The organism is Streptomyces sp. NPDC023157 (genome assembly GCF_055560575.1).
On sequence record NZ_JBVHIL010000003.1, the window covers coordinates 698,781 to 712,623 of the forward strand.

The following is a 13,843-nucleotide window of genomic DNA, read 5'->3' on the forward strand; positions in this document are numbered from 1 at the left end:
GGGCTCCTCGTCACTTCACCCAGGACGGCGGGCGTTTGGCGGGGCGGTGCTCGGCGGCGGACTGGACGGGCAGCTGCATGGTGGGCTGGTCGAGGGGCTGGGCGGCGGGCCGCCCGGCCGAGACCTCGGGGTCGACGAGCGGTCCGGGCCCGGCGGACTCCTCGGGCGCCGAGGGTCCCGACAGCCCAGACGGCCCCGACTGCCCTGACGACCCAGCGGGCCCGGTCGGCTCCGTGGACCGCGGGGTCTCCGCGGCCTCGGTCTGGCGGTGCTTCGCCGGGGCGCCGTGGCGGCGGCGGGCCTCCACGAAGAAGGTGGCGACGAGGCTGAGGACGAAGCCGAGTCCGGCGGCCATGATCAGGTACTGGACCTTGGACTTCAGCTGGGCCTGGGGGTCCTGCGGCGGCACGATGGTGGTCAGCCGGATCATGGAGTCCGGCTCGACTTTCTGGTCGGCCTGCAGCTCCTTCAGCCGCTGCGCGGTGTACGCCATGAGCGTCTTGTTGGCCGTCAGGACGGAGTCGGGGTCGTCACCGGTCACGGTGAGCCAGAGCAGCGGGCCCTGCGCGTTGTCCGCGATCTTCGCCTCGTACTTCTCGGTGAGCCCCTTGCCCTTCAGTTCGCTGACCGAGACGTCGGAGTTCACGTTGCGGGCGAGGCTGTCGGCCATGCCCGTCAGCGAGGGCTCCATGCTCAGGAAGGGGTTGCCGTCGGCCGCGGCCCCCTTGCGGGAGTTGAGCAGCGCGACGGTGCTCTGCGACTCGTACGAGGTGGGGACGGAGAACCACGCCCCCACGGTCAGGCCGGCCGTGAGCAGCAGCCCGGGCACGAGGACGTACCACCGCCGGCACATGACCCGGAAGATCTCTGCGAGGTCCATGGCGTTCCCCCCTGCGCCCCCGATGTGGCGGCTGCTCAACTGCCGTACCGCTCATGAGGATAGGTGGGATCGCGACAGGTTGTGAGCCCTTCGCGATCACCACGTCTGCGCTCAACGGAGGTCGGTGGGCCGCGGGCGGACGCCCGCGGTCCCCCCTTCCAGCAGGACCCGGGCGATCCGCTCCCCGGCGTGCCCGTCCCACAGGGCCGGGCGGCGCGGCGGCGGCGGGTCGTCCAGGAGGCGTACGGCGGTGGCCAGAATCCGCTGTGGATCGCGGCCGGCGAGGACGTTGGTGCCCTCGTCGACGGTGATCGGGCGCTCGGTGTTGTCCCGCAGGGTCACACAGGGCACGCCGAGCGCGGTGGTCTCCTCCTGGACGCCGCCGGAGTCGGTGAGGACGATCCGGGCGCCGGCCTGGAGGGCGATGAAGTCGAGGTATCCGGCCGGCGGGACGAGCCGGATGCCACCGGGCACACCGAGCGCGTTCAGCCGCTCGGCCGCCCTGGGGTGCACGGGCAGCACGAGCGGACAGTGCGCGGCGACCTCGCCGAGTCCCTTGAGGAGCCCGGCGAGCACCTCGGGGTCGTCCACGTTGGCCGGCCGGTGCAGGGTGACCAGTCCGTACGCGCCGGGGGTGACACCGTGGCGGGCGAGGGCGTCGGTGGCGAGGGCGCGCTCGCGGTTGGCGAACAGCGTGTCGATCATGACGTTGCCGACGACGTGGATCTGGTCGTCGTGGTAGCCCTCGGTGCGCAGGTTCTCGGCCGCGTCGTGCGAGGGGGCGAGGAGGTAGTCGCTGATCCGGTCGGTGGCGAGCCGGTTGACCTCCTCGGGCATCGACCAGTCGCGGCTGCGCAGCCCGGCCTCCACGTGGGCGAGGAGCGGGCCGGCCTTGGCGGTGACCAGGGCGCAGGCCAGCGTGGAGTTGACGTCGCCGACCACCACGACGAGGTCCGGGGCGAGTTCGGTGACGAGCGGTTCGAACGCGGCCATGACCCGCCCCGTCTGCACGGCGTGGCTTCCGGAGCCGACGCCGAGGAAGCGGTCCGGCGGGCGCAGACCGAGGTCGCGGAAGAAGACGTCGTTCATGGCCGGGTCGTAGTGCTGTCCGGTGTGGACGAGGAGGACCTCGGCCCCCTTGGCCTCCAGGGCGTCCATCACCGGCTTGATCTTCATGTAGTTGGGGCGCGCGCCGGCGACGCAGACGACCCTCTTGACGTGCGTGCCGTGCATTCCCCGCGTTCCGTCCGTGGTGTTCGTGATGCTCGTCGTGATGTTCGTGATGTTCGTGTCGGCCATGCGGTTCAGAGCACCTCGATCCTGGATCCGCTCAGCCGGCTCCGGCAGTCGAGCACGTACTCGGCGTGGGCCTCGACGAGCTCGTAGTCGAAGGCGTCGTGGTCGGTGAGGAGCACGACGGCGTCGGCGGCCGCCAGTTCCTCCTTGGTGAGCTCGACCCGGACGAGCCGGTTGTCGACCCGGTGGCCCTCCACGACGTGCGGGTCGGCGGCGCGGACCTCGGCGCCCATGTCGAGCAGGAGCTGGGAGATGCGCAGCGCGGGCGACTCGCGGGCGTCGCCGGTGTTCTTCTTGTAGGCGAGGCCGAGCAGCAGGATGCGCGAGCCGTTGACCGCCCGCTTGCGCGTGTTGAAGGCGTTGACCAGGCGCCGGGTCACGTAGTCCGGCATGTGGTTGTTGATGTCGTTGGCGAGTTCGACGAAGCGGAAGCTGGTGCCGAGTTCGCGCTGCACGTGCCAGGAGAGGTACGAGGGGTCGATGGGCAGGCAGTGGCCGCCGACGCCGGGTCCGGGGGTGAAGCGCATGAAGCCGAAGGGCTTGCTGGAGGCGGCGTCGATGGCCTGCCACACGTCGATGTCGAGGTGCCGGGCGAACATGGCTATCTCGTTGACCAGCGCGATGTTCACGTGCCGGAAGGTGTTCTCCAGCAGCTTGGCGAGTTCGGCCTCCTTGGGCGAGCTCACCGGTACCGTGGTCTCGACGAGTCCGTCGTAGAACTTCCGGACGGCCTTGAGTGAGGCCTTGTCCACTCCGGAGACCACCTTGGGGGTCTGCTCGAAGCCCCAGACCGGGTTGCCCGGGTCGATGCGCTCCGGGCTGTAGCCCAGGTGGAAGTCGGCCCCGGCGACGAGCCCGGAGCCCTCTTCGAGGAGCGGGCCGAACAGCTCCTGGGTGGTGCCGGGGTAGGTGGTCGACTCCAGGATGACGGTGGCGCCGGGGCGCAGGTAGCGGGCGAGGTCCCGGCCCGACTCCTCGATGTAGCGGAGGTCGGGGGTGCCCTCGTGGAGCGGGGTCGGGACGGTGACGACGGCGACGTCGAAGCCGCCGCAGTCGCGCACGGCGTCGCTCGCCCGGTAGGTGCCGGCCTCCAGGGCCGCCTTGAGGCGCTCGGAGGTGACGTCCTCGACGTACGACTCGCCCGCGGCGAGGCTCTTGACCCGCTCGGGGTCCACGTCGTAGCCGATCACCTCGTGACCGGTCTCGGCGGCACGGATGGCGAGCGGCAGGCCGACATAGCCCTGTCCAACCACGACGACGCGCATCATGACTCCCTGCTGGCGGTGGTGACCGGGGTGACCTGGGTGATCGAGGGGCGGCGGCGGAGCAGCTCCCGGCCCGTCATCAGGGCGAAGGAGATGTTGGTGGTGAGGTAGCGGCGGCCCAGCCTGCGCGGCTCCTGGAGCGCGCGGTAGAGCCATTCGAAGCCGAGCCTCTGCCAGCGTTCGGGGGCGCGGCGGGTGACTCCGGCGAGGACGTCGAAGGAGCCGCCGACGCCGTGCACGAGCGCCACCTTGCTGCGCTCGCCGTAACCGGCGGTGAAGATCTCCTTCTTGGGAGAGGTCATGCCGAGGAACAGCATGTGGGCGCCGCTCTCGGCGATCGCGTCGGCGATGGCGGGCTGGTCGGCGTCGCCGAAGTAGCCGTGCCGGCTGCCGGCCACGCGCAGGCCGGGGAAGCGGGCGGCGACCCGGCGGACCATCTCGTCCAGGACCGGCTGCTTGGCGCCGAGGAAGTAGACGGAGAGTCCGGCGGCCTCGGCCTCGCCGAGCAGCCGGGTGAACAGGTCGATGCCGGCGACGCGTTCGGGCAGCGGGCGGCGCAGCAGGCGCCCGGCCCAGACGACGGCCTGCCCGTCGGCGAGCACGAGGTCGCAGCCGGAGACGGCCCGGGCGAGGGCGGGATCGCGCCGCATGTTGACCAGTTTGGCGGCGTTCACCACACCGATCTCCAGGCGCTCGCCGGCCCGTACGGCGGTGAGGCAGTGGTCGACGGTCTCGTCCATGGTGAGCGCGTCGAGCCGTACGCCGAACAGTGTCTGACGCTTCGTCACTCTCTTGGGCTGGGGCTCCGAGGTCATCTCCCGATCCCTCCCAGCCAGGCGAAGAGCATCCAGCCGAACTCGTACGGGCGGCACTCGCGGTCCACCGCGGTGGGCCGGAACACCCCGTCGAGCGGGGCGAGCCTCAGGCCGGGGGCGACGCGGGTGGTCAGCCCGCGGGCGGCGCGGACGGCCTTCTTCGGGTCGCCGCGGTACACCTTGCGCCAGGTGACGCCGAGTTCGTCCAGGATCATCGGCTCGGCGGCGCCGGCCGCGGCGAGTTCGGGCACGTCGGTCATCCAGCGCAGGCCCTTGCGGATCGGCTCACTGAAGTCGGTGCCGCCGGCCTCGGCCAGGTCGAGGAGGGCGGTCGGGGCCATGGCGTGCTGGTGCACGCTGTAGACCGGGTAGCCCTCGACGACGGTGCCGCGGCGGGCGTCGTAGTGCCACCACCACTGGCCGCCGTCGCCCTGGAGGGCGCAGATGCGGGTGGCGCAGGCGTCGGCGGCGGCCAGCGCCTCCGGGTCGTCGCCGCTCGCGTGGGCGCGGGCCAGCGCCTGCAGCGGGTAGGTCTGGTCGGCGAAGCAGCCGATGTGCGCGCGGTACCAGGGGTTGAGGCCGGGTCCGGTGGCGTGCGGGAAGAGCGGGCTGGTGCCGGTCCGGGCGCGCAGCAGCCGGTCGCGGGCGCTCTTCAGCCGGTCCTCGACGTCGAGGGTGCCGCGGGCGGCGGCGAGCGCGGACAGCACCCAGGCGGCCTCGACGGTGTACTGGGGGCGGCCGGGCTCGTCCAGGGCGGTGACCCGGTCGAGGGCGTCGGACAGCTTGGGGTGGCCGGTCTCGGCGGCGGCCCAGGCGATCAGGGCCGCGTCGCCGAGGTTGCGCACCCCGGGCAGCCGCTCGATCAGTTCGCCGGCGAACTCCTCGGCGGTGTGGCCGCCGAGGACGACGCGCTGCCGGTCGGGCGGCAGGAAGCGGGCGCCGAGCACGGTGATGGCGGCGTAGCGGATGCTGGTGCCGCGCTGTTCGAGACGGACGGAGCCGTCGTCGGCGCGCCGGCCGGCCCGGGTGAAGACGAAGCCGGTCCCCTCCGGCAGGAGCATGGCGGGGAGTCCCCGCTCGGCCACCGCGAGCAGGCGGGTGGCGAGGTCATGGAGCGGCCGGTCCGCTCTCGCGAGCTCCGTCATCCGTGAACTGCGTGGACTGTCGGGTGTGTTGGCAGGACGATCGGACACACCCACCCCCCTCGGGTCGGTTCGGATCAGGGCGCTGATCCGGATCGGCTGGCTTGTGGCGCGCTTGCGGAGTTACGGCGGTGCGCTCGGTGGTGGCGTGGGCGGACCGGCGCTCGCGCACGACGGACGCGCGGCACCCTGGAGGGATGCCGCAGCTGCGCGTCGGCGCACATGACCTCTAGTCGGCGGCTCCCCAGCCGCGACGGACATGACGATGAGAACAGTCGGCCTCGAAGCGACGGAGCTTCGGCCTCCTGCCGGTGGAACCCCCCACGGACACCCCCAGCGCACAGCGCGAACGTTGTGCTCAACTCGCAGCGTACAACGGGAAGATAGGCCTACAACACGGTGTCGATGAGGCCTTTCGAGGAATTGGTCGCAAGCAGTCGCTAAGCCGCACCGATCCCGCCTAACTCCCGGGCGGGCAGCGGTTACAGTGGGCGCGCGATCACCCGCTCACGCCGGTTGGGGTCCTTCACCGTGTATCTGGCCGACCGTTCCACGCCGCAGGGGGCGACCTCCGCGCAGGACCGCCTGCGCGGCACGGCCCGGGCGGTCTCCCCGACCGTGCTGGCGCTCGGCACGGTCAGCCTGGTCACCGACGTCTCCACCGAGATGGTCACGGCGGTGCTGCCGCTGTACCTCGTCATGGGGCTCGGGCTCAGCCCGCTCGGCTTCGGCATGCTCGACGGGGTCCAGAACGGGGTGAGCGCGCTGGTCCAACTCACCGGCGGCCATCTGGCCGACCGGGTGCGCGACCACAAGCTGATCGCAGGCCTCGGTTACGGCCTGTCGGCGCTGGTGAAGCCGCTGCTCCTGGTCCACCATCTCGGCGCGCTCGGCGTCGCCCTGGCCCTGGACCGCACCGGGAAGGGCCTGCGCACGGCGCCGCGCGACGCGCTGATCTCGCTCTCGGTGCCGCCGGAGCGGCAGGGGCGGGCCTTCGGACTGCACCGGGCGATGGACACCACGGGGGCGCTGCTCGGGCCGATCGCCGCGTTCCTGATCCTGGGCGTGGCGGCGGGCGGTTACGACGCGGTCTTCGCGGTCAGCGGCTGCGTGGCGGCGCTCGGGGTGCTGATCCTGCTTCTTTTCGTACCGAGCGGAAAGAACTCCGCCGCGGCCGGAAAGGCCCCCGCGGAAGCCGGGGCCTCGCCCGCGGAAGCCGGGGCAGCTCCCGAGGAAGCCGGGGCCCCGCCCGAGGAACGGCCGGATCTGCGGGCCGCGTTCGGTCTGCTGCGGGGCCGCCGGCTGCGGACCCTGTTCGGCTGTGCCGTGCTGCTCGGCCTGACCACGGTGAGCGACGCGTTCCTCTATCTGCTGCTGCAACGCCGTACAGGAGTGGCGGAGCAGTTGTTCCCGCTGCTCCCGCTCGGCACGGCCGCGGTCTTCCTGCTGCTCGCCGTGCCCGCCGGTCGGCTGGCGGACCGGATCGGGCGGCGGACGGTGTTCCTCGCCGGGCACGCCGGACTGCTCCTCGGCTACGCGCTGCTGCTGTGGGCGCCAGCCGTCCCCGCCCTGCCGTACCTGGTGCTCGCGCTGCACGGCACGTTCTACGCCGCCACCGACGGGGTGCTGCCCGCGGCCGTCGCCGCGGTGGTGCCGGAGCGGCTGCGGGCCAGTGGCATCGCCCTGGTCGGCACCGGTCAGGCGCTGGCCCGCTTCTGCTGCTCCCTGGCCTTCGGCGCCGTGTGGGCCGCGTGGGGCGACGGCCCCGCGCTCGCCTCGGCCGCCGTCGGCCTCGCCTGCTGCGCGACGGGCGCCGGTGTCGCGCTGCGCCCGACGGGAGATCCACGATCGACGGGAGTTCCGCGATGACCCTCACCCCGCTGCGCCGTCTGCTGATCCTCGCCACCGGGGTGCTGGTCCTCGTCGGCGTCGGCGCCTGGTCGGTGCTGTCGGCCGCCGACCGGGCGGCCGAGGAGAACAAGCCCCGGGCGGGCGGGCCGGTGTTCGCGGACGGGAAGGTGAGCCTGACGGAGCCGGACCGGCTGGTCTTCCGCAACATGGCCAGAGGCCCCCGGCGCGACCGGCTCGTCTCCGTCCCGGCCGGCACCGCAGCCGGGGCGACCCGTACCGCCTCGGACGTCTCCTGCCTGCGCTTCCACGCGTCCGCCGGCACCGGTGTCTGCCTCCAGGCCACCACCGCCCTGGGTCGGCCCGCCTACCGGGCGCAGATCCTCGACTCCGGCCTGCGCACCCTGCGGAGCTACCCGCTCGCGGGCATCCCGAGCCGCGCCCGGATCTCGCCCAGCGGCCGGCTCGCCGCCTGGACGGTGTTCGTGAAGGGCGAGTCGTACGGCACCGCGTTCTTCTCCACCCGGACCTCGATCCTGGACACGCGGGGCTGGAAACTGTCGGCGAACCTGGAGGAGTTCGCGATCACCCTGAACGGCGGCCCGTACCGCGACAGCGACGTCAACTTCTGGGGCGTCACCTTCGCCGGCGACGACGACACCTTCTACGCCACCCTGAGCACCCGCGAGAAGACGTACCTCGTACGCGGCTCGCTCGCCGCCCGCAGCGTCACCAGCCTGGCCGAGAACGTCGAGTGCCCCTCGCTCTCCCCGGACGGGACCCGGGTGGCGTACAAGAAGCGGGTGCTCGGCACGGCGGCCCTGTGGCGCGAGCACGTCCTGGACCTGCGGACCCTGAAGTCCACCGCGCTCGCGGAGCGCCGCAGCGTCGACGACCAGGCCGTCTGGCTCGACGACCGCACGGTCGCCTACGCGCTGCCGGCCGAGGGCCGCACGGGCGTTGACGACGTGTGGACGGTACCGGCGGACGGCACGGGCACCCCACGGGTCCTGCTGTCGGACGCGCAGGCACCGCCGCGCGCGACGGAGTGAGCGCGGGGCGCAATGAGCCGGGGGCGGGCTGAGCGGGGCGGAGTGAGCGGGGCGGGGTGAGGCACCCCGTCGTCCGCTACGGATACGTCCGCACGTCGTCGTTGTACTCGCGCGCCCGCTCTCGCACGAGCTCGGGCAGCGTCCCCCGGACCAGGTCGGCGAGGGTCGTGCCCTCCAGGACCTGACGCAGGCTCGCCCGTACCGCCCGCCACACGTCCGGCATGGGAGCGGCGGCGCCCTGGTACTCCAGACCCGTCAGCTTCAGGTCGCGGACGCTGACGAGGGGCCCGTCCATGGCCCGGATGACGTCGGCGACGGTGATCTCCTCGGGCGGGCGGGTCAGCGTGTAGCCGCCGTCGGGGCCGCGCACGCTGGAGACCAGCCGGGCCTGGCGCAGGTCGCTGAGCACGACGAAGAGAAAGCGGACGGGGATGTCCTGGCGTCCGGCGATGTCCTCGGCCTTGAGCGGCCGGTCCTGGTCGCCGGCCAGCTCCGCCATGGCACGGATGGCGTAGTCCGTTCGTGCTGAGATCCTCACGCACTCAATGTCTCACGCCCGGCGGGAGGGTGGCCGCCGACCGGGCGCGGGACCGGCCGACGGCCGGCGGACGACGGCCGGAGCGTCTCAACGAAGCCCCCACTGGGCCTGGTTGTCCGGAAGCAGCGTTGCGACTCCACTTTGTTCATCGACATAGTGAACTTCATCCGCGCAGTGTCCGCCCGACCCGGAGGTGTCCGAAGTGTCCGTGGTGTCCGCTCCCTCACCGGAGCCCCCCGTGCCCACCGCGTCCGGGCGTCCGCGCCCCACCGTCGCGGTCGTCGGCGCGGGCGCGGCCGGCGCGCTCGTCGCCGTCCAGCTGTGCGAGGCGGCGGCCCGACGGCGCACCCCGCTCGACCTGGTCCTGATCGACCCGGCGGCGGAGGCGGGGCGGGGCGTCGCGTACTCCACGGAGGTCCCCGAGCACCGCCTCAACGTGCCGGTCGGCGGCATGAGCTGCTACCCGGACGACCCCGGCCACTTCCGCCGCTGGCTCTGCCGGCACGGCGAAACCACCGTCACCGCCGCCGACTTCGCCTCCCGCTACCGCTACGGCTCGTACCTGGCCGACACCCTGGGCCGGGCGATCATCACGGCGCACGGCACCGTCTCCGTGCGGCGCCTGCGCACCCGCGCCACCGGCTGCGCCGACCTCCCCGGCGGGCGGGTCGAGCTGCGGCTCGCGGACGGCGGGACGGTGACGGCGGACAGCGTGGTCCTCGCCACCGGCCCGGCGGCGGGCCACTCGGAGTGGGCACCGGAGGAGCTGCGCGGCTCCGACCGCTTCATCGCCCGCCCCTGGGTGCCCGGCGCGCTGGACGCCGTGGGCGCCTCTGACGACGTGCTCCTCGTCGGCACCGGGCTCACCGCCGTCGACCTCGCCCTCGTCCTCGACCGGCCCGGCCGCACCGTGCACGCCGTCTCCCGCACCGGCCTCCTGCCGCAGCCGCACGCGCTCACCCCGCTCCAGGCCGTGCTGCCGCCCCGGGACCTCGCCGTGCTCCCCTTCGCCCGGCTCCGCCGGGAGGTCCTGCGGTACGTCGCCGAGACCCGCCGCACGCACGGCGACTGGCGGCCCGCGTTCGACGGCCTCCGGCCCTGGATCGCACAGCTCTGGCAGGGGCTCACCGACGACGAGCGGGCGGAGTTCCTCGGCCGCGACGCCACCCCGTGGAACGTGCACCGGCACCGCATGGCCCCGTCCACCGCCGAGACCGTCGCCCGGGCGCGCGCCGCCCGCAGGCTGCGGATCCACGCCGGCCGGATCGCCTCCGCCGCGCCCCGCGAGGACGGTGGCCTCACCGTCTCCCTCGCCGACGGCGGCACGCTGCCGGTGGCCTGGGTGGTGGACTGTACGGGGCCCGGGCTGCGGGCCGACGCGGGCGGCGACCCGCTGTGGAGCGGGCTGCTCGGCGACGGCCTCGCCGTGCCCGGGCCGCTGGGCATCGGGGTGGCCACCGACGCGGGCCGTCTCCTCGACGCGGCGGGGCGCGCGGAGCGCCCGCTGTTCACGCTGGGCGCGCCCCGGCGCGGCGAGTTGTGGGAGACGACCGCGATCCCGGAGATCCGCGCGCAGGCCAAGGAGATCGCCGAGGCGGTCCTCGCCCCGCTCGCCGGTGCCCCGCGCCCGGTCCGGCGCAGGCCCACCGACCAGTTCGGGCTGCCGCTGTCCACGCACGCCGCCGCCGCGGCCTCGTTCCGGGGCGGGCTCGGCCGGGTGATCACCGTACGGGCGAAGGCGGCGGAGGCGTTCGCGCGCGCCACCGAGCTGGACCCCGGGTTCGCCCTCGGGCACGCGGCGCTGGCCCTGCTCGGGCACGAGTGCGGCGCCGAGGTCGACGTGGCCCGGGAACTCGCGGACGCCCAGCGCAGTGTGCGGGAGCGGGGGGACGAACGGGAGCGCTCGTTCGTGGAGATGGTCACCCGCCGGATCGAGACGCACGCGTCGGCGGACGGCCCGGACGCCGGCGACCAGGCCCTGATCACCCACCTGGACCGCTTCCCCGGCGACGCGTTCGCGCTGGCCGTCGCCGTGCCCACCATCGCCTTCTCCGGCATCGGGGACATCGACGGCTCGCTGGCCCGGCGCCTGGTGGAGGGCACCGCGGGGGCGTACGACGGGCACTGGTTCCACACCTCGCTGCTGTCCTTCGTCCGGCAGGAACAGGGCCGGATCGACGAGGCGGGCGAGCTCGCGCGGGCCGCCCTCGCGGCGGAGCCCGCCTCGGGCCACGCCGTGCACGCCCTCGCCCATGTCCACTACGAGTCGGGCGACCACGCGGCCGGCCGGGACTGGCTCGACGGCTGGATCGGCGCCCAGGGGCGCGGCGCCGTGCACCGGGCGCACTTCTCCTGGCACGTGGGCCTGCACGAACTGGCCCTCGACGACGCCGCGGCGGTACGCCGCCGCTGGTACACGCAGCTCGCCCCGGGCCAGGTGAACGGCGTACGGGCGCTCGTCGACTCCGGCTCGCTCCTGTGGCGGGCCCGGATGGCGCGGAACTGGAGCGGCCGGGTGCCGGTCGACGGCGTGCTCGACGCGGTCGCCCGCGAGCTGGTCGAGCGCCCCTCGACCGCGTTCACCGCCCTGCACGGCGCCTTCGCCCTCACCGCCGCCGGCGACCTGCCCGCGCTCCGCCGGCTGCGGACGCACGCGGCGGGCGCGGACCCGGTGCAGCGCGAGGTCGTCGTCCCGCTGTGCAGCGCGCTGGAGGCCGTCCTGGAAGAGGAGTGGAACACGGCGGCACGGGGGCTGCGCGCGCTGCTGCCCTCGCTGCGCCGGGTGGGCGGCAGCGCGGCGCAGCGCGAGGTCGTCGAGGAGACGCTGCTGTACGCCCTGGTGGAGGCGGGGCACCGGGACACCGCCCGTGACCTCCTGGAGCAGCGCCTCGACCGGCGCGCGTCGCCGCTCGACCGGCGCAGGCTGGCCGGCCTGGGCGCCTGACGCCCGGTCAGCCGCCGTCCGCCGCGCCTATGATCAAGTCCTCCGCCGGACCGGGTGAGGAAGTCGAAGAGACCGACGACACCGGCGGAGGGACGGAGGACGACGACCATGGCGGACCAGCGGGTGTACCTGGTGACCGGCGGCGGGACGGGCATCGGCGCCGCCACCGCGCGGCTGCTGCGCGAGGCGGGTCACCACGTGGTGGTCTCCGGTCGCCGCCCCGAGCCCCTGCGGCTCGTGGCGGCGGAGTCGGGGGCGCTGCCCGTGCCGTCCGACATCACCGACCCGGAGGACGTCCGCACCCTCGTCGAGACGGCCGTCGGCACGTACGGGCGTCTCGACGGGCTGGTACTCAACGCCGGTATCGGGCGCGGCGGAAGCGTGGGCTCGGTGACGCTGGAGGACTGGGAGGCGGTCATGCTGACCAACCTCACCGGCCCCTTCCACTTGCTGCGGGCGGCCCTCCCGCACCTGCTCGACGCGCGCGGCTCGGTCGTCGCGGTCGCCTCGGTCTCCGCCCTGCGCAACGGCGTCGGCAACGCCGCCTACGCCACGTCCAAGGCGGCGCTCCTCCAGCTCTGCCGCTCGCTCGCGGTCGACTACGCGGCCGCCGGCCTGCGCGCCAACACGGTGTGCCCGAGCTGGGTGCGCACCGACATGGCGGACCGGCGCATGAGCCGCTTCGCGGAGGAGGCGCGGCTCGGGGCGGGCGGCACCGAGGCGGCGTACGAGGAGGTCACCCGCCCGCTGCCCGCCGGACGCCCGGCCGAACCGCGCGAGATCGCCGAGGCCGTCGCCTGGCTCCTCTCCCCCGCCGCCTCCTTCGTGAACGGCGCGACCCTCACCGTCGACGGCGGCACGACCGCCCTGGACCCGGGCACCCTGGCGTTCGACTTCCGCATCGAGCCGAGGGAGGGCGGGGAGCCGAGCGCCTGACGCGCTCCCCCGAGCCTCCGCGCGCCGCCCACCCTGCCCGATCTCACCATGCGTGGCCGATAGGCTCCGCTGTGTGATGCTCGCGCGTGTGCCGGCGTTCGTTCAGCGGCGCCTGTTGGGACTGATGCTGGGCTGCTACGTGCTGGCGGCGGTGTGCCCGGGCCCCGGGGAGGCGTTGCGCGGGCTGGGTGTGCCCCTCCCCGGCGGGTCCTCGCGGATCACCCTGCCGATGGCGCTGCTCGCCCTGATGGTGTTCCACGCGGGGCTCGGCGTGCGGCTCTCCGACCTGCGGGCCGTGGTGCGGCACCCGTTGCGGCCCGCGCTCGGCGTCGCCGGCAACGCCCTGCTGCCGCTGGCCGTCCTGCCGGTCGCCGCCCTCGTCCTGACGCTGTGGCCCGACGCCTCGGAGGCGGAGGGGCTGCTCGTCGGGCTGATGCTGGTGCTGGCCATGCCGATCGCCGGCGGGGCCGCGTCCTGGGCCCAGAACGCGGGCGGCAACCTGCCGTTGGCCGTCGCGACGGTCATCGGCTCGACCCTGCTCAGCCCGCTCACCGTCCCCGCCACCCTCTACGTGGCCGGGCGGGTCGTGGGCCCCGCCGGTATCGGCGCGCTCGACGACACGGCCACCCTCGACGGCATCGCGCGCACCGGCGCCGGACCCTTCGCGGTCGTCGCCGTGGTCCTGCCGTGCCTGGCCGGGATGGGCGCCCGCGTCGTGCTCGGCGAGCGCGTCGTGGCCCGCGCGCTGCCCGCCGTCAAGGCGCTGAACCTACTGAACACCCTGCTGCTCTGCTACGTCAACGCGACCGGCGCGCTCGGCCGGGCCCTCGCCCACCCCGACCCCGACCTCCTCGTCGTGGCGCCCTGCGCCGCCGCCGCGGTGTGCTTCCTCGCTTTCCGCTGCGGCCGGTGGGCCGCGGCCCGGGCCCACTGCGACCGGCCGGACTCGATCTCCCTCACCCTGGCCACCGGCATGAACAACAGCAGCGCCGCCGCAGCGCTCGCCGCCACCTGCTTCGCCCCGCGCCCCCAGGTGCTGCTGCCGATCCTCGCGTACAGCCTGTTCCAGAAGATCGCGGCCCAGACGGCGTCCCGTCGGCGGCGCCCGTAGGAGCCACGGAAGGGCT

General features: G+C 74.2%; 11 protein-coding genes. 5 read left to right on the forward strand and 6 right to left on the reverse strand.

From position 1 onward, the window contains the following. Positions 1–10: 10 nt before the first annotated feature. The 5 genes from ACZ3ZE_RS14110 to ACZ3ZE_RS14130 form a co-directional block, all read right to left on the reverse strand. Positions 11–880: a YveK family protein gene (locus ACZ3ZE_RS14110; protein WP_361179059.1), complete on the reverse strand. Its 870-nt coding sequence runs from the start codon at positions 878–880 to the stop codon at positions 11–13. Between the two features lie 111 nt (positions 881–991). Continuing rightward, a complete protein-coding gene (gene wecB, locus ACZ3ZE_RS14115; RefSeq protein ID WP_361179061.1) occupies positions 992–2,179 on the reverse strand; it encodes a non-hydrolyzing UDP-N-acetylglucosamine 2-epimerase in 1,188 nt (395 codons plus the stop codon). 5 nt (positions 2,180–2,184) lie between these two features. Further along, positions 2,185–3,441 (reverse strand): nucleotide sugar dehydrogenase, encoded by a 1,257-nt coding sequence (locus ACZ3ZE_RS14120; protein ID WP_467259286.1) that lies wholly within the window; start codon positions 3,439–3,441, stop codon positions 2,185–2,187. Beyond that, complete coding sequence (locus tag ACZ3ZE_RS14125) at positions 3,441–4,256, reverse strand: WecB/TagA/CpsF family glycosyltransferase (protein WP_467259162.1); 816 nt, start codon at positions 4,254–4,256, stop codon at positions 3,441–3,443. The genes ACZ3ZE_RS14120 and ACZ3ZE_RS14125 overlap by 1 nt, the downstream gene beginning before the upstream one ends. Continuing rightward, positions 4,253–5,401, reverse strand: a complete 1,149-nt coding sequence (locus ACZ3ZE_RS14130; protein ID WP_361179066.1) for a hypothetical protein — start codon at positions 5,399–5,401, stop codon at positions 4,253–4,255. Before ACZ3ZE_RS14130 ends, ACZ3ZE_RS14125 begins: the two co-directional genes overlap by 4 nt. Before the next feature lie 528 nt (positions 5,402–5,929). Between ACZ3ZE_RS14130 and ACZ3ZE_RS14135 the strand changes: the two genes are divergently transcribed. Both ACZ3ZE_RS14135 and ACZ3ZE_RS14140 read left to right on the forward strand, forming a co-directional pair. After that, positions 5,930–7,267, forward strand: a complete 1,338-nt coding sequence (locus tag ACZ3ZE_RS14135; protein WP_361179068.1) for an MFS transporter — start codon at positions 5,930–5,932, stop codon at positions 7,265–7,267. Beyond that, positions 7,264–8,298 (forward strand): TolB family protein, encoded by a 1,035-nt coding sequence (locus ACZ3ZE_RS14140; RefSeq protein WP_361179070.1) that lies wholly within the window; start codon positions 7,264–7,266, stop codon positions 8,296–8,298. Before ACZ3ZE_RS14135 ends, ACZ3ZE_RS14140 begins: the two co-directional genes overlap by 4 nt. 76 nt (positions 8,299–8,374) lie before the next feature. Here the strand turns inward: ACZ3ZE_RS14140 and ACZ3ZE_RS14145 are convergent, their stop codons facing one another. Beyond that, positions 8,375–8,836, reverse strand: coding sequence for an RrF2 family transcriptional regulator (locus ACZ3ZE_RS14145; RefSeq protein ID WP_361627596.1), 462 nt, complete (start codon positions 8,834–8,836; stop codon positions 8,375–8,377). Positions 8,837–9,074: 238 nt separating this feature from the next. Here ACZ3ZE_RS14145 and ACZ3ZE_RS14150 point away from each other — a divergent pair, with 238 nt between their 5' ends. The 3 genes from ACZ3ZE_RS14150 to ACZ3ZE_RS14160 all read left to right on the forward strand — a co-directional run bounded on the left by ACZ3ZE_RS14150 (position 9,075) and on the right by ACZ3ZE_RS14160 (position 13,827). Beyond that, entirely contained in the window at positions 9,075–11,780 is a 2,706-nt protein-coding gene (locus ACZ3ZE_RS14150; protein WP_442304685.1) for an FAD/NAD(P)-binding protein, read from the forward strand. A 108-nt stretch (positions 11,781–11,888) separates the two neighbouring features. Next, on the forward strand, positions 11,889–12,716 hold the full coding sequence (locus ACZ3ZE_RS14155) for an SDR family NAD(P)-dependent oxidoreductase (protein ID WP_361179074.1): 828 nt from the start codon (positions 11,889–11,891) through the stop codon (positions 12,714–12,716). A gap of 76 nt (positions 12,717–12,792) precedes the next feature. Next, a complete protein-coding gene (locus tag ACZ3ZE_RS14160; RefSeq protein ID WP_361627656.1) occupies positions 12,793–13,827 on the forward strand; it encodes a bile acid:sodium symporter in 1,035 nt (344 codons plus the stop codon). Positions 13,828–13,843 lie beyond the last annotated feature (16 nt).